Below are 18,389 nucleotides of genomic sequence, written 5' to 3' on the forward strand. Positions count from 1 at the left end.
TGAATGAGGGAGCCCCGGGCAGCGATGTCCGGGGCTTTTTTACAAGGGGCGATTGCACAGATGTTCCGTCATGCGTCGTCTCCCGCTATCCGGCATTCTTTTAGCTTGAATACATGGGCCAAACCTGCCGCAGTTAACGCTTTTGCAACCGGCTCCTTCATAAAAATCTTATTGTGAACAGCTACCTCAAACCAAACGTCTGGGCCAGATTTGGCCGTTAAAGATACTGACACCTCTCCATAGGCGTTGAGATTATTTATGTGCCATACTTGCTGCCCGGTCTCCTTTCTAACAATAAATTCCCTTGCATCTTCACACTCATCAATCAATATTGTGTTCTTTTGGCAGCCAAAGTTCAGCAGAAAAAATTCGCCTGGATAGGGCGTTTCAAGGTCCGCTTTGTAGATGGTGAATGGGATCAGTCCCCCTTCGCCCAAATCGAAGTGCGAGAGGGTTTCAGCGAGCCGGCCCTTCACAGCGTAGAAGGGGCCAGCCATAAAAATGTCTTTGACTTTCTTGAACCGCTTTTCGTCCCAAACCGCGATCGCTTCGGGAAATTCCGATCGTTGTAGCGCAAAGCCTTGCCTATGCCGCTTGGAAGCTTGGTATACCTCTTCCGGTTCGGTCGGTATTGTCAATGTAGCCGGATTCCATGGATGACCGAAGAACTTCTCACGTGTTCCCTGTTTCATGCCAATATCGTAGTTATCCAGAACGCCGCTCATCCAGACCTTGGTAGATGCGCTCTCGATTACAGCTTTCGGTTCATCAGCTGCCGACCTGCCAGGCCTCTTGCCAAAGATCATAGCGCCATCCTTTCCCGCCAGTAGATTTGCCTATCGCCCGCCCACTGGTTGAGGGGATTAGCATGCCAGAACCTAATTGTTGCTGACCAATGTTCTATCCAGATTTCAGGAAATGGGCGGCGCCCTGCCTGTGTCAGGCTTTGAGACAGATATTTTCGGGCATAGCTCACCCGCTCCGCATGGCATGAGTTTGTCGACGGCCCCGCTATATCGGTAACGCAGGCGCGGGTCCTTGGACTTCGCGGGCTGAAGCCCGGTGCTCAGAACCTGCCCTGAACTTGTTTCAGGGATGAGCGGGGGTAGTCAAGGCAGTGCTCGCGCGAGAAGCGTGGATCGTGCGCGTTCCCCTCCCTGCAAGGGAGGGGTTAGGGGTGGGTCGGCGGCTTGGCGCGAGCTTGCTGGCGCGCTGCGCGCGCTACCCACCCCCTGCCCCTCCCTTTCAGGGAGGGGGGTTCTGGTGGTGCGTATTGGGGCGGCCGGTGAAGCCCTCTCCCCTTTAGGGGGGAGGGTTGGGAGGGGGGAATGCGCCTTGCTGGCCCCTCTCAGCTACGGCTAGTCAGCTACGCTGATAAGCCTTCGCATCTCTCCCCTGAAGGGGAGAGAGCAATTGGGCATCACTCCGGCGCTTGCGTTTCCGCCAACGATTGCCCGCTCTGCGTCGGGATCGACCAGATCACGACATTAGCGATCATCACCACCGCCAGCACCAGCATCAAAACGGGCTGTTTGCGCTGGCCGCGGCGGAAGAGTGCGATCGCGCCGAAGACGAGCGCAATGGCGGTCAGCATGGCGATGGAGAGGACGAAGCTGGTCATGCCGCTGCTGTGTCAGTCGAGCCCCGGCACCGTCAAGGCGGCATCGCGCAGGCCGCGCCAGACGCGCGCGGCCTGGACCGTCTCGGGGACGTCATGGACGCGCACGATCTGCGCGCCGCTGCCGATGGCGCTCATCGCCAGCGCCACCGAGCCGCCGAGCCGCGCATCGACCGGCGCCTCGTTGGAGAGTGCGCCAATCATCCGCTTGCGGCTCGCGCCGAACAGAATTGGCTGGCCGAGCGCGTGGAACAGCGGCAGCGCGTTGATCAGCGCCAGATTGTCGGCGAGCGACTTGCCGAAGCCGATGCCCGGATCGACGATCACCTTTTCGCGCGCCACGCCCGCCGCCGTGACGGCGGCGACGCGCGCCTCGAGCCAGTCGAACACGTCCGTCACGACATGGCCATAGCCGCCGCCTGCATGCGGGTTCGCCCCCTGCGAGGGCGCGTGCATCAGCACCACCGGGCTGCCCGAACGCACCACGACATCGAGCGCGCGATCGTCGTACAGCAGCGCCGAGACATCGTTGACGACATGCGCACCGGCTTCGAGCGCCGCCTCCATCACGGCGGCCTTGCGCGTATCGACCGAGAGGATCGCGCCGCTATGCGCCAGCGCCTTGATCGCGGGCACGACGCGGGCAATCTCGTCGCCCTCCCACACCATAGGCGCGTCAGGCCGGGTGGATTCGCCGCCGATATCGATCAGCGATGCGCCCGCGGTGAGCATCGCGAAACCCGCGTCCGCCGCCTGCGCGGGATCGTCGGTAAAGCGCCCGCCATCGGAAAAGCTGTCGGGCGTGACGTTCAATACGCCCATGACCTGCGGCTGGTCGAAGCGCAGCACGCGCTCGCCCAATTGCAGCGGCGGATGCGCGCGCGACAGATTGGTGAACTGGGCCTGCGCCCGCTCGGCCTGATCGCTGGGCAGCGCGTTCAGTGCCTCGGCAAAGCGATCGACCGGGACGATCTGCCGCCCGACCAGGCGGGCGCCCTCATAGCTTTCCAGCGCGACGAGATGGCACCAGACCAGGCTGTGCCCGAGCCGGATCGTCGCCCGGTCAAAGGTCTGCGGGCTTTCCGCCAGACCCACGGGCCGCACATAGACGCGCGCGCTCTTGCTCACGGTTCGGTGGCGAGCAGATAGGTCTGGCGCAGGCTGTCGAGCGGCTTCAAGCCGTCATCGGTCTCGATATGCCACCAGGTCCAGCCGTTGCACGACGGAGCATTCTGCAGCAGCGCGCCGACCTTGTGGATCGATCCGCTATGCTCGCCCGAAAGCAGCGAGCCATCGGCGCGGATCGTCGCGAAATGCTTGCGCGCCTTGTCACACACCTTCGTGCCGACGGGGACATAGCCGGTCTCGACCAGCGTGCCGAAGGCGACCCGCGGCTGGCTCTTGGGCGACTGCATCGTCTTCAGGCCCGATTCATCGAGCGGCAGCGCGGCGGCGATGCGCTCTTCGGCGACCTCGCAATAGATCGGATCGCGCTCGCAGCCGATCCAGTCGCGGCCCAGGCGCTTGGCGACCGCGCCGGTGGTGCCGGTGCCGAAGAACGGGTCGAGCACGACATCGCCCGGATTGGTGCAGGCGAGCAGGATGCGATAGAGCAGCGCCTCGGGCTTCTGCGTCGGGTGCGCCTTGGTGCCGCCGCGCTTCAGCCGTTCCTGGCCGCCGCAGATCGGCAGCACCCAGTCGGAGCGCATCTGCAGTTCGTCGTTGAGCGTCTTCATCGCACGATAGTTGAACGTGTATTTCGACTTCTCGTCGCGCGAGGCCCAGATCAGCGTCTCGTGCGCGTTGGTAAAGCGCGTGCCGCGGAAATTGGGCATCGGGTTAGCCTTGCGCCAGACGATGTCGTTGAGGATCCAGAAGCCCAGATCCTGCAGCGTCGCGCCGCAGCGGAAGATGTTGTGATAGCTGCCGATCACCCAGAGCGAGCCATCGGGCTTGAGGATGCGGCGCGCCTCGGTCATCCATTCGCGGGTGAACCGGTCATAGGCGGCGAAGGTGTCGAACTTGTCCCAGTCATTGTCGACCGCATCGACGCGGCTACCTTCGGGACGATAGAGATCGCCGCCGAGCTGCAGGTTGTACGGCGGATCGGCGAAGATCATGTCGACCGACGCGGTCGGCAGGCGGCGCATCTCCTCGATGCAGTCGCCCTTCAAAATCTGGTTGAGCGGCAAGGCCGGACGCGGTGCGACCCGGGCACGCGGCGGCGCCTTGATTGTGCGCTTTGCAGGCGCAAGCATTTCGCCGATCTGAACCATATTAAACCCCCGCTAACCCCGTGGAACGAGGCCCTGAATGAGTCCTTGGAGACCATCGGTCAAGGCCAAAACCCTAGGGAATCCGGGTGTTCAAATGGTTAACGGGGGGTTTGCCATGCGGAACAAGATGAGTCCAAATCCACATGTTGAGTCCCGTTAACCAGCCGGGACTCAACCACTGGTGGTGTTGCCGCGAAGACTCGGCGCGCAAATTTTTTTCAAATCACAGCAGACAGGCCTGGGCCACCGGAGCGAAGCTGCGGCGGTGGAGCGGGCTGGGCCCATGCTGACGCAATGCCGCCAGATGTTCGGCCGTCCCGTAACCCATGTTGCGGTCCCAGCCATAATGCGGGTGTTCGGCGGCGGCCGCGCGCATCAGCCGGTCGCGCTCCTGCTTGGCGAGGATCGACGCGGCCGAGATGCACGGGTGCAACGCATCGCCCTTGACGACGGCCTGTGCCCGGTAGCGCCATCTGGGCAGCCGGTTGCCGTCGACCAGCACCTCGTGCGGTTCCTTCTCCATCGCTTCGACGGCACGCGTCATGGCCAGCATCGTCGCTTGCAGGATGTTGATCGCGTCGATCTCCTCGACGCTCGCCATGCCGATGCCGAACAGGCAATGTTCGCGGATCAGCGCTTCGAGCTTTTCGCGCCGTGCGAAGCTCAGCGTCTTGCTGTCGGCCAGGCCCGCAATGCCATCGGGGCACAGGATGACGGCAGCGGCGACCACAGGCCCGGCGAGCGGCCCCCTGCCCGCCTCGTCGACGCCCGCGACAATCGTCAGATTATCAAATGTTGGGGAACCGGCTGTCGTCATGACGCGTCTGTGCCGCATGCCCCTTGCGACCGCAAGACCCCGCCACCATTCAGAAACTCTACCCGAATCGTTTGCAATCTCCCCCCGGATGGCGATGATCGAATTCATGATGAACGGAGTGACCCAGATGCACCGACTGACCCTTTGTGCGGCGCTGCCGCTTGCCTTGATTGCCTGCAACAGCAGCGACAAGGCGGTGGCCAGCGGCGACGAGACCGAGGCCGTTGCCGCAATCTCGCCGATCGATACCATTCCGTTCGAGACGTCCGTGGTCGGCCAGTTTGACGAGCCCTGGGCGATGACCTTCCTGCCCGATGGTCGCGCGCTGGTCACCGAGAAGAAGGGTAAGCTGAAGCTTGTGACCTTCGCCGCCGATGGCAAGATCAGCAGCGTCGATGTCAGCGGCACCCCGACTGTCGCCTATGGCGGCCAAGGCGGCTTGGGCGACGTCGTGCTCTCGCCCGATTTCGTCAATGACGGCTATGTCTATCTCAGCTTCGCCGAGGCGGGCGATGGCGATACCAGCGGCGCCGCGGTCGCGCGCGCCAAGCTGGTCATGGCCAATGACGGCGCGGCCTCGCTCAAGGACATGCAGGTCCTCTGGCGGCAGGAACCCAAGGTTTCGGGCAAGGGCCATTACGGGCACCGTATCGCCTTCGGTCCCGACGGCATGATGTACATCTCTTCCGGAGAGCGGCAGAAATTCGATCCGGCGCAGGATCTCGACCAGAATCTCGGCAAGGTCATCCGGCTGACACCCACTGGCGGCATCCCCTCGGACAATCCGATGTACGATCAGGGTCGCATCAAGGCGCAGGCCTGGTCCTGGGGCCATCGCAATCCGCTCGGCCTCGCGTTCGACAATGCGGGCAATCTGTGGGAGCTCGAAATGGGTCCCAAGGGCGGCGACGAGCTCAACCTCGTCAAGCGCGGCGCGAATTACGGCTATCCCAAGGTGTCGAATGGCGATCATTATGACGGCAAGGACATCCCCGATCATGCCCCCGGCGACGGTTTCGAGCCTCCCAAGGTTTTCTGGAACTCCGCGATTTCGCCGGGCAGCCTGATGATTTACTCGGGCGATCTGTTCCCCGCCTGGAAGGGCAGCGCGTTCATCGGCGCGCTTGGGGCGCAGGCACTGGTTCGGGTGAAGCTCGGCGGTGACACGGCCGAGAAGGCGGATAACTGGACGATGGAGGGCCGTATTCGCGAAGTCGAACAGGGTCCTGATGGCGCCATCTGGCTGCTGGAAGATGGTGCACGCGGGTCGAAGGGCCGGCTGCTCAAGCTCACCCCGCCGAAATAACGTTCCGCCTGCATGGCCGGCTGAAAAGCGATTTCAATTCGCAACCTATCACGATACACCTTGGGGCAAACAGCCAACCGGGAGAAGATGAATGGCGACTTTGGCAGACGCACCGCTCAGCGCGGATCAACTTGAAGATATTCTGGAGCGGCAGAAAAAGGCCTTTCTCGCCGAGCTGCCGGTGCCGATGGCAGCACGCAAGGATCGCATCCGGCGGTTGATGAAACTGGTCCATGACAATGCCGATGCCTTGGTCGCTGCCATGAGCGAGGATTTCGGCCATCGCAGCCCCGACCAGTCGAAGATGACCGACATTGTCGGCGTGCTCAATGTCGCGCGCCACACGCTCAAGCATATGGACGATTGGGCCAAGCCCGAAAAGCGCTCGGTCCAGTTCCCGCTCGGCCTGCTTGGCGCGCGCGCCCGCGTTGAATATCAACCGCTGGGCGTGGTCGGAGTGATCGCACCGTGGAACTTCCCCGTGCAGCTGTGCCTTACGCCCGCCATCGGCGCATTGGCGGCAGGCAACCGGGTGATGATCAAGAACAGCGAATATACCGAGGCGACGTCGAACCTGCTGGCCGAACTCGGCCCGCGCTATTTCGATGCCAGCGAGGTCGCGTTCTTCACCGGTGGCCCCGAGGTCGGCCAGGCCTTTTCGGAACTGCCGTTCAACCATCTGCTGTTCACCGGCGCGACCAGTGTCGGCCATCATATCATGCGTGCAGCTGCCAAGAATCTGGTTCCGATCACGCTCGAACTCGGCGGCAAGTCGCCTGCAATCATCGGACGCGGTGCCGACAAGGCCAAGGCCGCACAGCGCATCACCATGGGCAAGATGATGAATGCCGGGCAGATCTGCATCGCGCCCGATTATCTCTATGTGCCCCGCGAGGACGAGCGCGAGATCATCGAGAACATCCAGCAGTCCGCCGCGACGCTGTATCCGACGCTGCTGACCAATGACGACTATACCGCCATCGTCAACGAACGACATCACCAGCGCCTGACCGGCTATCTCGACGACGCGCGCGAAAAGGGTGCGGAGGTGATCGAGGTCAATCCGGCAAACGAGGATTTCAAGTCGGCCAACAGCCGCAAGATGCCGCTGCACATCCTGCGCAACGTGACCGACGATATGAAGGTGATGCAGGACGAGATTTTCGGCCCGATCCTGCCGGTGAAGACCTATTCGACGGTCGACGAGGCGATCGATTTCGTCAACGGTCGCGATCGTCCGCTCGCGCTATATTATTTCGGCGAGAACCAGGACGAGGCGAAGAAGGTCACCGATCGGACCGTTTCGGGCGGCGTGACGCTCAACGACACGATCTTCCATGTCGCGATGGAAGACCTGCCCTTCGGCGGCGTCGGCCCCTCGGGTATGGGCAATTATCACGGGATCGACGGGTTCCGCACCTTCAGCCATGCCAAGGCGATCTACAGCCAGCCGCGCATCGATGTCGCCAAGCTGGGTGGTTTCCTGCCGCCTTATGGCGATGCGACGAAAAAGGCGATCGCGCGCGATTTGAAGCTCTGACGCGTATCGAGCGGCGGCTTTTGCGCCTTGCCTGTCGCGGGCAAGGCGCTATAGGCTGCCGCTCCACATGCGGGCGTGGTGAAATGGTAGACGCGCCGGACTCAAAATCCGGTTCCGCAAGGAGTGTCGGTTCGAGTCCGACCGCCCGCACCAGCTTCCTGACTTCGATCCAGTCATAACGCTTTTGCCGCACGCATCGGCAAAGCCCTTGCACTTGGCCGGAGAGCGATTAGGGCCGCAGCCAGTCTTTCATGGTCTGGACGGCAACATGACTCACCCGGTTTCCCCGCTCGCGCTCCCCTTTCCCGATCTGCCTGCAATCGCAGGCGTCACGCCGCGTGTCGCCCGCGCGCGCTACAAGGAATGGGATCGCTGTGATCTCAGCTATGTCGAGCTGGTACCGGGAACCAGTGTGGCCGGTGTCACCACCACCAGCAAATGCCCCTCGCCCGAGGTCGAATGGTGCCGCGCAGCCCTGCCCCACGGCCAGGCCCGCGCGCTGATCGTCAGCGCGGGCAATTCCAACGCGTTCACCGGCGGCAAGGGCCGTGCGGCGGTGCAACTGCTGGTCGAGACCGCGTCGGCGCGGCTGGGCTGCGCGGCGGAGGAAATTTTCGTCTCGGCCACCGGTGTGATCGGCGTGCCGCTGCCGCAGGACAAGGCGCGCGCGGGGCTCGAGGCGGCCTTTACCGCAGAGCCTTGCGACTGGCGGGCGCTGACCGACGCGATCGGCACCACCGACACCTTCCCCAAGGCCGCGACCACGAGCGCGATGATCGGTGACACAAAAGTGCAGTTGGTCGGCGTCATCAAGGGATCGGGCATGATCGCGCCCGACATGGCGACGATGCTGGGCTATGTATTCACCGATGCCAATATCGCGCCGGCGCTGCTGCAGCAGATGCTGAGCGCCGCGAACGCCCGGACCTTCAGCTGCATCACCGTCGACAGCGACACCTCGACCAGCGACACGGTGCTCGCCTTCGCCACCGGCCAGGCGGATCACGCCCGGATCGAAAGCATGGAAAGCACCGGGGCCGATGCGTTCGCCGCCGCGCTGACCAATCTGTGCCGCCAGCTGGCGCATCTGGTGGTGCGCGATGGCGAAGGAGCGAGCAAGTTCATCGAGATACGCGTCACCGGGGCGGTCTCGGACGAAAGCGCGCACCGCATCGCGCTGTCGATCGCCAATTCGCCTTTGGTCAAGACCGCGATCGCGGGTGAGGACGCCAATTGGGGCCGCGTCGTGATGGCGGTCGGCAAGGCGGGCGAACCTGCCGAGCGCGACCTGCTGTCGATCCGCTTCGGCGGGGTCGAGGTAGCAGCCCACGGCATGGTCGTGCAGGGCTATGACGAAGCGCCGGTGGCCGCGCATCTCAAGGGGACCGACATCCTGGTCGAGGCCGATATCGGACTGGGCAACGGCCGCGCCACCGTGTGGACCTGCGACCTGACGCACGGATATATCTCTATCAATGCCGATTACCGGAGCTGAGCCATGCTGACCATCTGGGGTCGCCTCAACTCGCACAACGTCAAGAAGGTCGTCTGGGCGGCGGAGGAAATCGGCCTCGACTATGTGCGCTATGATGTCGGCGGCAAGTTCGGCATGGATGCCGCCTATCTGGCGCGCAACCCCAATGCGCTCATTCCGACGATCGAGGATGACGGTCTGGTGCTCTGGGAATCGAACGCCATCCTGCGCTACCTGGCCGAGGCGCATGCGCCGCATCTCTGGCCTGCCGATCCTCGTACCCGCGCGGCGGCGGACAAATGGATGGACTGGCAGTTCGCCTATGCTGATGCCCAGCGCGAGGTCTTCCTTATGTTGGTGCGCAAACCGCCCGAAGCGCATGATCCTGCCGTGATCGCACGCGGGATCGAGGAGACGGGCAGGATGATGGCTATATTGGATACCTGCCTGGCACGCCAGCCATGGCTGACCGGCGAGAATTTTGGCATCGCCGACATCCCTATGGGCACCTATGCGCACACCTGGTTCGCGCTCGACTTGGCGCGCGGCGATTATCCGCATCTGCGCGGCTGGTACGAACGGCTGGTCGAGCGCCCCGGCTATGCCAAGAATGTGATGATCCCGCTGACATGACCCATCCGCTCCACGCCCCCGTCTCCGCATTGATCCGCAACGTCGCGCGCGAGGTCGTGCTGCACCACTACCAGGATCTGGCGCAGCACCAGATCGCGGAGAAGACACCCGGTGATCTGGTCACGATCGCCGACAAGGAGAGCGAGAAGCGGTTGAGCGCCGGTCTCGCGGCGATACTTCCGCAAGCGAGCGTTGTCGGCGAGGAAGCGGTGGCGGCCAATCCGGCGCTGATCGAGCGCGTCAACGACAGCACTGCTTGGATCATCGATCCCATCGACGGCACGCACAATTTCGCGCACGGCCATCCGCCGTTCGGGATCATCATCGCTCTGGTCGAAGGCGGTGAGACGGTCGCGGGCTGGCTCTACGATCCCCTGGCCGACCGCATGTGCCACGCCGTGCTGGGCGGTGGTGCGTTCATCAATGAGGAGCGGGTCCAAGCACGCGAGAGCGGCGAACCGCTGCCGGTGGCGGCCATCTCGACCATGTACATTCCCGAGCCGCGCCGCGCCGCACTGGCCGCCGCGATAGACGGCAAGTTCGCGATGGTCGACATCCCGCGCTGTGCGGCGGAGCAATACCCCCGACTGGTGCTGGGGCAGAACGACGTGACGCTGTTCGAGCGTACGCTGCCCTGGGACCACGCCGCAGGCGTTCTGTTCACCCTCGAAGCCGGCGGCCATGCCGCACGGCTCGATGGCTCGCCCTATCGCCCCGGCGACCAGCGAAAGGGCATGCTCGCCGCCGCCAGCCCCGAAATGTGGGACAGGGCAGCGGCGATCATAGCGTGATCATTCAATAGCCGGTCCAAGGTCGTTATTTTCCTCGATCCGCAACATGCGGATGTCGCGGACCGAGGGCTTGAACCAATCATATTCGCGGCGAAGCTCCTGAACCGCCAGAACGCAGTCCACCGGCGTCACTTTATCATTGCCAAAATAGGTGGAACCCTGCTGCCACTCGAACCCGCGCGATTCCAGCACCTTACGGATATCGGAATAGGCGTTGTTCCATGAGGCATTGTGGTAGGCAGACTGCAACACCGTGGTGTCCAGGTCAAAAACGATAGCATACATGCTCGCACCCTTTGTGGGCTGGAAACCCAGAATGCGGTTATGACCTAATTCTGCCGACATGCGTGCAGGGACTACACCATTTTCGAGCCAGTTTCCATCAGGCGGGCAGAGCGCCTTCGAGCCAGCTCTTGAGCGCGCTCTTGGGGGCCGCGCCGACCTTGGTCTCGACGATTTGTCCCTTGTCGAACAGGATCATCGTCGGAATGCCGCGCACGCCGTACTTGGCCGGAGCGTCGGGATTGTCGTCGATATTGATCTTGGCGATGGTGACCTTGTCGGCGAGTTCGTCGCTGATTTCTTCGAGAGCCGGGCCGATCATCTTGCACGGACCGCACCATTCGGCCCAGAAATCGACCAGAACGGGCTTGTCGGACTTCAGCACATCGGCTTCGAAGCTTGCATCGCTGACTGCAGTGGTTGCCATGGGGGATACTCCTTGTTCGTGACTTGAGAATAGATGTAGGCCGTCGCGCCCGGCGGCTCAAGCGCACCGGCTCAAACTATTCATATTGGTCGATTCAATCCAGCTTCGTGGCTGCCAGCAGCTCGTCCGGCAGCAGGAAAAGGCGCGGGCTGGACGTGTAGAGCAGGCCCGCCTGCACGGTCCGGCCCGGAAAGATCAGCCGCAACGCCGCGACATAGGCCGCCATCTGCCGCACATGCGCGACCGGCAATTGCTCGAGCGAGGCGGGCGGACGGCGGCCAGTCTTGAAATCGACCACCAGCACGCGGCTTTCCTCGACCAGCAGCCGGTCGACCGTGCCCGAAACAACATTGGGCCCCACCACCGCCGCAATCGGAGCTTCGGCGAGCGCGTCCTCACGGAACACATCGGCAAAACCGGGGTGATCGATCACCGCGCATACCGGATCAATGATCGCGTCGGCCTCGGCCAAATCGGTGATGCCATGCTGCCGCGCCAGCCAGCGCCGCGCGGCGGGCTTGCGCTGCTCTGGCGCAAGCGCGGGCAAGCGCTCGAACAGGCTGTGCATGATGAGCCCGCGCTGCGCCGCGCGCTCGCGATCGGGACCGGTGAGCGGCGGGCTTGCGACATCGTCCTTGCCCAGCGACGAGGGCGCGAGCGGGATGGGCGGTCGTTGTTCGGGCCGGGCGGGCCTGAGCGCCCAATCGGGCAGGCTCTCGGCTGATGCTGCCTCCACTGCCTGAGGCTCGTCTGCGCGCGGAATCGGCACAGCATCGCTGCCGAAGCGGCGACAGGGCCCCTCGCCCATGTCGAGCCAGTCGCATCCGAGCGCCATGAAGCTGCGCTCGATCGCGGCATACCAGCTTTCCTTGGACGGCTCTTTCGCCTTCTTGCCCAAGGTCCCGCCAACATAGAGCCGTTCTGCCGCACGCGTCATCGCGACATAGAGCAGCCGCCAATGCTCCTGCATATCGGCTTCGCGCGCGACATCATGCGCCTCGGCGAGCGGCCCGATCCGCTGCGCCTTTGGCAGCGAATAGACCGGCAGGGTGATCTGCGCATCGCGCCCCAATATCTCGACTGGCCAGTCGAAGCTCGAATCCACCTTGCGCGTCGGATCGACACAGGCATCGGCCAGGATCACGACCGGCGCCTGCAGGCCCTTGGAGCCATGCACGGTCATCACCCGCACCATGTCGGACTGACCGGCCAGCTCGCGCTTGATCTCCTCGTCGCCCGCGTCGAACCAGTGGAGAAAGGCCTGCAGGCCGCCGTCATGGCTCGCCGCGAACTTCTGCGCGAGCGCCAGCAGCTCGGCGATCGGATCGAGCGATTCTTCACCCAGTCGCGCGACCAGCTTCGCGCGCCCCTGGATCGGGCCGGTGAGCACCTGTTCGAGGAAATCATAGGGCGTGCCGAAATCCGCCATGCCGAGGATCGCGTAGAGCGGCTCGAGCTTCTCCCGCAAAGCCGGATCATGATCGGCCAGATCGCGCAGATGCGGCCAGAGCGCGCGCTTTTCCGGGCGATAGCCGTGCGCCAGCAACTCGTCCTGCGTCCAGCCGCCGAGCGGCGAAACGAGCAACGCGGCACAGGTCAGGTCATCGAGCGGCTGCAGCGCAAAGCGGATTGCGGCGATCAGGTCCTGCACCGCCAGCGGCTGGCCGAGCCGCAACCGGTCGATCCCCGCCACCGGCACACCTTCGGCATAGAGCCGCGCGACGATCAGCGAGGCGAGATCGCCGCGGCGGCGCAGCAGCACCATGATGTCGCCCGCGCCCGCCCAGCCCGGCTTGCCGTCGGAGCGCCGCTCGAGCCAGAGCCGCGTCGGCGACCCCGGGTTCAGCCAGCCCGCGATGCGCTCGGCGAGGCCCTGCGCGAACTTGCGATCGGCACCCGAAAGCCATTCCTCGGCATCCTCGCCCTCGCCGCTTTCGTCCTGATCCTCCAGCCCCTCGCCGATTGGACGCCAGAGCTCGACTACGCCCGGGCCCTTGCGTCCTTCGTGCAGCGGCAGCCCGTCTTCCATAATGCCGAGCGCAGCAGGCCCAAGATCGCCGAGCACCGCATCGACCATGTCGAGCACCGGCTGGGTCGAACGGAAGCTGCGATCGAGGCTGAGGTCGAGAAAGGGTTGGCCGGCAGTTTCGGCCTGCGCGCCGATGCGCAGCCGCGCGGCAGCATAATATTGGGGGCTGGTGCCCTGGAATCCGAAAATCGCCTGCTTGAAATCGCCCACGGTGAACAGGGTACGGAACCGATCGGCTTTGCTGCCCTGCCCGCTGAAATAATCGTCGATCAACCCCTTCACGATCGCCCATTGGCTGGGATTGGTGTCCTGCGCCTCGTCGACGAGCACATGATCGAAACGCTGGTCGAGCTTGAACGCGATCCATTGCGCCATGGTGCGGCCCGAGAGCAGATCGGCAGCGGCGCGGATCAGGTCGTCGAAATCGAGCAATCCCGCCTGGCGCTTGGCCTCGGCAAAGCGCCAGGCGAAATCCCGGCCCACTTCGAGCGCACGAGCAAAATCGCCGGAAAAGCCGATCAGCGCGATATGCTCCTTGAGCGCCGACAGGTCGCTATACAGGCTCTCGGCCTTTTCCGAGTAATCGGGATCGACCTTGGCGGAGAAACTCTCCCATTTGCGCGGGTCGCCATCGGCCTTGGCGACGGCGAGCCAGACCAGATCAAGATTTTCGAGCCGCGCAAGATCGTCCATGTCGAGCCAGGATTGGATTTTCGCCGCGACCTCGAGCCCGGTCTTGGTGCCCCAGCGGACATTGCTGTCCTGCAAGGCCTCGAGATTCGCGATATCGAACAGCGCATCGCTGCACATGGCCGCCAGCCCGCTGCCATCCTCGTCGCGCTTCAGGCCGAGCGCGGCATTGATATAGGGGCGGATATCGCCGACCAGCGCGTCCATCGCATCGGGTTTGGCCGCACAGCGCATCAGGAAGCTCTCGGTCGCTTCCGCCCCGAGCTTGAGGCTCAGTGCTTCGAGATTGTCCGACAGCCGCGTGTCACCGCGCCGGCCCGCATCGACCAGCATCTCGCCCAGCGTATCGCGTGCAAGCTGGATGCGGTCGCGATCCTCGATCGGGCGGAAACCGGGAGCCAGCCCCGCCTCTTCGGGGAAGCTCGCGAGGAGCGACTGGCAGAAGCTGTGGATCGTCTGGATACGAAGCCCGCCCTGCGGCGCATCGAGCACGCGCGCGAACAGGCGGCGCGCGCGGATGAGTGTGTCACCATCGACCGAGGCACCGATGCTCAGCAGATCCGCGCCGAGCGCGGTATCGCTCATCCGCACCCAGGCGGCGAGCTGCGCGTTGATGCGGTTGGCCATTTCGCTTGCGCCCGCCTTGGTGAAGGTGAGGCACAGGATAGCATCGGGGTTCACCCCGGGTTCGAGCAGCAGGCGGAAGACACGCGCGGTGAGCACCTGGGTCTTGCCGGTACCCGCCGACGCGCTGAGCCATACCTGATCGGCGGGCGACACTGCCAGCGCCTGATCGCCCTGGAGCGGCGGGAGCCCTGCCTTGCCGCCGCTCATTGTCCGCTCCCCTGACGGCCATACCATTCGGCGAGCCGCATCAGCTGGTCATATTCGGTATAGCTCGCCTGATCGGGCACCAGCTTGGCGGTGAACGGCGCATCGCCCAATATCCAGGCATTGAGCGCTTCCCGCAGGAAATGTTCGGCGGTCGGGAGCATCGTGTCAGCGGTCAGCTCGCTGTTGCGCCTGCCCACCGGGCTTTCGCGATAGCCGAAATCGCCGGTCTTGCTGCGAATGAGCGACCAATATTCGAACGCGCGCGCCTTGCCGTCGATCTCGGGCTGGTTGTCCTTGGCGACAAAGCCGCCGCGTTCGGCCATCATGCCCAGCAGCCCGAGCTGCAACGCATAGCCCGCCTCGACCTGGCGCGCGCTGGGCGGCTTGCCGGTCTTGTAATCGACGATAGCCAGCGTTCCATCGGGCATCCGGTCGATGCGGTCGGCCTTGCCGCGAATCTCGACGCCCTCGATCATGAACGTGCCGCTGCGCTCGGCATCGATCATCCGGCGCCCCTTGCCCGCGAGCGCCTGCGTCTCCTCGGCGATCCAGTCGAGCGCGGCGACCAGACGAGGGCGCCACAGCGCCTTGATCAGCGGATGAACATTGGCCTCATCAAGATAGCGGCAGGCGCGCGGGACCAGGCTGGCGGCATCGAGCCCATCCTCGCGGTGCCAATATTCGAGAATTTCGTGCACCAGCGTACCGCGCCACGCCGCGCTCGGTTCGGCATCGACCGGATCGAGCGAAGGCAGCGCGAGAATGCGCTTGGCATAGAAAGCGAAGGGATCGGCGCGCAGCCGGTCGAGCTCGGTGACCGACAGCCGCTTGACCCGCTGTTCGGCGCTGGGACGCGGCGCGGGCTTTTCGATCCGCACCGCGGGCAGGCGGCGATCGAGCCTGCGCGCCAGTGCCAGCGTCTCGCTATCCTCCATATGCCGATCGGGCGCGACCGCCTGCAGGCGCAGCAGGAAGCGCGAGGCGACCGTCGGCGCGCTACCATCGCGCCGCGCGCGCGTCAGCACGACCTCGGCCGAAGCGAAGGCTCCGGCAAGATCCTGCGCCGACAATCCCACGCGCATTTCGAGCGGGGGAAGGCCGAGCGCATTGCGCACCATCGGGGCGAGCCAGGGATCGGGCGACGGAATTTGCGGCCAGACACCCTCGTTGAGACCGGCGCAGATGACCAGATCGGCGCTTTGCAGCCGCGCCTCAAGCAGGCCGTAGATCGCGACGCGCGGATGCTTGCCATAAGGCGGGCGCACCGCCTTTTCGCGCATCAATCGCGCGAGGATATTCACCGCTTGCGACGGCGTGACCAGCGGATCATGGCTGCCCGTACGCGCGAGCAGTTGCTGCACCAGATCGGAGGCGCAGCGCCCCGCCAGCCCTGCCCAGACCATCTGGCCGCTCAGCGCATCGGCTGTGGCGGCAATCGCCTGGATTGTCGCGGACAGCGGCTGCGGCTTGCCTGGCCAGTTGGCGATGGGAGCGAGCAGCGCCCTGGCCTGCTGCCACCAGTCCTTGAGCGGGCGGCCGCCAATTGTCGTGTCGATGCCCGCAAGACCCGGCTTGGGTCGCGGCCCGCGCAGCAACCGATCGAGCGCGCGTAGCTCGTCGAGCCAGTCGCGCCGCGTCTCGCCCGATTGGGCCAGCGGATGCTTGAACAGGTCGAGCAGCGGCACCGGCGCGAAATCATCGGCCAGGCACTGCGCGACCGCCAGCAAGAAGCGTCCCGGCGGCGTCACCGGCAGCGCCTCGCCCGCGCTGTCATCGGCCTCGATGTCCCAGCGTTTCAGATGCGCGATCACCCGCGCGGCGAGGCTGCGATCGGGCGTAACGATCGCGACGCGGTGCGCAGGAACATCGAGCGCCTGGCGCACCAGCAGCGCGATCGCCTGCGCCTCCTCGTCCGGGTTCTCGGCCTCAACGATCCGAATGCCCTTGGTGCGCCGGTCAGCCGCTTCGAGCGTCACCCAGCGATCGCTGAGGCGTGCGGGAAGGAAAATGCTGCGTAGCAATCGCGCGCGGTCGGCGGCGATGCCGGTCCGGGGTTCGGCTTGCCAGGGCTCCACCTCGGCACGGTTGACGCTCATCGCGTGGAGCAGCTGCTTCAGGTGATATTGCGGATGGGTGATCGCAGGCCGCTCGACCAGTTCGGCGCCCGGCTCAGGAGGTGTGGTGACCGGATGGCCCAGCGCTTCCCACAATGGCTCGTCCATGTCGAGATCGAGCCCCGGCAGCACCACCATGCCCTGCGGCAGATCGGCAATGCTGCGCAGCAGGCGCGCGATGGCTGGGGCGGACGTGGTGATCCCCGCGGCGATCACCGGCGTCAGCGGCGGCCGCTCGCGCCAGCGTCGCGCAGCCTTGTCGAGCAGCCGATTGCGGCGATCCACCGGGTCGATGCGGCCCATTGCCTCGAGCTCCGCCCCCCAGGCTCTGCCGACGCGGATGAAAAGGTCGCGCGATGCCGCCCAATGTTCCGCGAGGTCCGCCTCGACGTCGATCGCATCCAGGTGGTCGAGTGTCTTTTCCTCGACCTGCAGTTGGTCGAGCACGCGCGCATATTCGCAGGCGAGGCGCAGGGTTTCGGCGGGATCATCGGCCCCTGCCCGGCCCGACCCTTCGCGCGCAATCAGCGCCGCCAGACGGAAGCGCCGTTCGAGCGGATCGACCGCAGGCGGCACCTCCGCGCCTTCGCCCAGCGGATCGAGCAGCGCGCCCAGGCTCTCATCGAGATCGATATCGCCGATCAACACCATGCGCGGCAGCAGCAACCCGTCGGCGGCATGGCGCACCAGCGCCTCGGTGATCGCGCGCCCGGCGCGATGGTTGGGGATCAGCAGTGTCGCCCGCGTCAGCCCCATCGGATCGCCGCCGAAGCGCCGGAGCAGCCCATCAGCCAGAACATCCGCAAACCCGCGCTGCGCCCCGATGGCATAGACTGCGGGGTTGCGCGGCTCAGGCATCCAGCAGCGCCTCTGCGGTGGGCTGGATCGCAGCGGGCGTGCCGACATCGAACCAGAGGCCGAGGTGTGATATGCCGTAGACACGGCCCTCGGCCATCGCCCGGTTCCACAGCACATTGGTCGAGAACGCGCCCTGCGGCGGATCGGCAAGCAGGCGGCGCGAGAGCAGCTGGATGCCGGTATAGATATAGGGCGCGACATGGCCCTGCTTGCGGCGACGGATGCGGCCCATCTGGTCGAGATGGAAATCGCCGACGCCCTTGTAATTGTTGGCGCGGCTATGCGGCACCAGCAGCAGCAGCGCATCCATCCGCTCGTCATCCCACGCGGCGCGCAGCTCGTCGAAACACGAACGCGCGCTTTCGAGCCAGACATTGTCGCTGTTGAGGCAGAAGAACGGGTCTTCCTCGATCATCGGCAGGGCCTTGACCAGCCCGCCCCCGGTTTCCAGCAGCAGGTCGCGCTCGTCCGAGACCAGCAGCTCGAACGGCCATTCACGCGCCTTCAGATGCGCCTCGAGCGCATCGGCGAGATAATGGACGTTGACGATCACCCGCTGCATGCCGGCCCGGCCCAGATGGTCGAGCACATGGTCGATCAGCGGCTTGCCCGCGACGCGCACCAGCGGCTTGGGGGTGGTGATGGTCAGCGGGCGCATGCGCTTGCCCAGCCCTGCGGCCATGACCATCGCGGTGCGGGC

General features: G+C 64.7%; 15 protein-coding genes and 1 tRNA gene. 6 read left to right on the forward strand and 10 right to left on the reverse strand.

Annotated elements, in window-relative coordinates; genetic code table 11:
- Positions 1-68: 68 nt before the first annotated feature.
- From OPU69_RS07365 to rnhB, 5 genes are all read right to left on the reverse strand, one after another.
- Positions 69-806, reverse strand: a complete 738-nt coding sequence (locus OPU69_RS07365; RefSeq protein ID WP_498510073.1) for a hypothetical protein — start codon at positions 804-806, stop codon at positions 69-71.
- Positions 807-1,420: 614 nt separating this feature from the next.
- Positions 1,421-1,621: a hypothetical protein gene (locus OPU69_RS07370; protein ID WP_498510075.1), complete on the reverse strand. Its 201-nt coding sequence runs from the start codon at positions 1,619-1,621 to the stop codon at positions 1,421-1,423.
- Between the two features lie 12 nt (positions 1,622-1,633).
- Complete coding sequence (folP, locus tag OPU69_RS07375) at positions 1,634-2,746, reverse strand: dihydropteroate synthase (RefSeq protein ID WP_498510077.1); 1,113 nt, start codon at positions 2,744-2,746, stop codon at positions 1,634-1,636.
- Positions 2,743-3,885, reverse strand: coding sequence for a site-specific DNA-methyltransferase (locus OPU69_RS07380; protein ID WP_498510208.1), 1,143 nt, complete (start codon positions 3,883-3,885; stop codon positions 2,743-2,745). The genes folP and OPU69_RS07380 overlap by 4 nt, the downstream gene beginning before the upstream one ends.
- A 232-nt stretch (positions 3,886-4,117) precedes the next feature.
- Positions 4,118-4,711, reverse strand: coding sequence for a ribonuclease HII (gene rnhB, locus OPU69_RS07385; protein WP_060979139.1), 594 nt, complete (start codon positions 4,709-4,711; stop codon positions 4,118-4,120).
- A 94-nt stretch (positions 4,712-4,805) separates the two neighbouring features.
- Between rnhB and OPU69_RS07390 the strand changes: the two genes are divergently transcribed.
- The 6 genes from OPU69_RS07390 to OPU69_RS07415 all read left to right on the forward strand — a co-directional run bounded on the left by OPU69_RS07390 (position 4,806) and on the right by OPU69_RS07415 (position 10,455).
- On the forward strand, positions 4,806-6,017 hold the full coding sequence (locus OPU69_RS07390; protein WP_498510210.1) for a PQQ-dependent sugar dehydrogenase: 1,212 nt from the start codon (positions 4,806-4,808) through the stop codon (positions 6,015-6,017).
- A 91-nt stretch (positions 6,018-6,108) separates the two neighbouring features.
- The gene (locus tag OPU69_RS07395; RefSeq protein ID WP_060979140.1) at positions 6,109-7,557 is read left to right on the forward strand and encodes a coniferyl aldehyde dehydrogenase; all 1,449 of its coding nucleotides are present in this window, start codon (positions 6,109-6,111) and stop codon (positions 7,555-7,557) included.
- A 69-nt stretch (positions 7,558-7,626) separates the two neighbouring features.
- A tRNA-Leu gene (locus tag OPU69_RS07400) sits at positions 7,627-7,710 on the forward strand.
- Positions 7,711-7,825: 115 nt separating this feature from the next.
- Positions 7,826-9,052, forward strand: coding sequence for a bifunctional glutamate N-acetyltransferase/amino-acid acetyltransferase ArgJ (gene argJ, locus OPU69_RS07405; RefSeq protein WP_498510080.1), 1,227 nt, complete (start codon positions 7,826-7,828; stop codon positions 9,050-9,052).
- A gap of 3 nt (positions 9,053-9,055) precedes the next feature.
- Entirely contained in the window at positions 9,056-9,664 is a 609-nt protein-coding gene (locus tag OPU69_RS07410) for a glutathione S-transferase family protein (protein ID WP_498510082.1), read from the forward strand.
- A complete protein-coding gene (locus tag OPU69_RS07415; RefSeq protein ID WP_498510084.1) occupies positions 9,661-10,455 on the forward strand; it encodes an inositol monophosphatase family protein in 795 nt (264 codons plus the stop codon). The genes OPU69_RS07410 and OPU69_RS07415 overlap by 4 nt, the downstream gene beginning before the upstream one ends.
- Here the strand turns inward: OPU69_RS07415 and OPU69_RS07420 are convergent, their stop codons facing one another.
- From OPU69_RS07420 to OPU69_RS07440, 5 genes are all read right to left on the reverse strand, one after another.
- Entirely contained in the window at positions 10,456-10,800 is a 345-nt protein-coding gene (locus OPU69_RS07420; RefSeq protein ID WP_498510086.1) for a virulence factor, read from the reverse strand.
- Positions 10,801-10,837: 37 nt separating this feature from the next.
- Positions 10,838-11,164 (reverse strand): thioredoxin, encoded by a 327-nt coding sequence (gene trxA / locus OPU69_RS07425; protein WP_023839553.1) that lies wholly within the window; start codon positions 11,162-11,164, stop codon positions 10,838-10,840.
- Between the two features lie 94 nt (positions 11,165-11,258).
- Positions 11,259-14,717, reverse strand: coding sequence for a double-strand break repair helicase AddA (addA, locus tag OPU69_RS07430; protein ID WP_498510088.1), 3,459 nt, complete (start codon positions 14,715-14,717; stop codon positions 11,259-11,261).
- Complete coding sequence (locus tag OPU69_RS07435; RefSeq protein WP_498510090.1) at positions 14,714-17,689, reverse strand: PD-(D/E)XK nuclease family protein; 2,976 nt, start codon at positions 17,687-17,689, stop codon at positions 14,714-14,716. The genes addA and OPU69_RS07435 overlap by 4 nt, the downstream gene beginning before the upstream one ends.
- Positions 17,682-18,377, reverse strand: coding sequence for a nucleotidyltransferase family protein (locus OPU69_RS07440; protein ID WP_099046533.1), 696 nt, complete (start codon positions 18,375-18,377; stop codon positions 17,682-17,684). Before OPU69_RS07440 ends, OPU69_RS07435 begins: the two co-directional genes overlap by 8 nt.
- Between the last annotated feature and the right edge of the window lie 12 nt (positions 18,378-18,389).

It is taken from the genome of Blastomonas sp. 34TW (genome assembly GCF_059803595.1).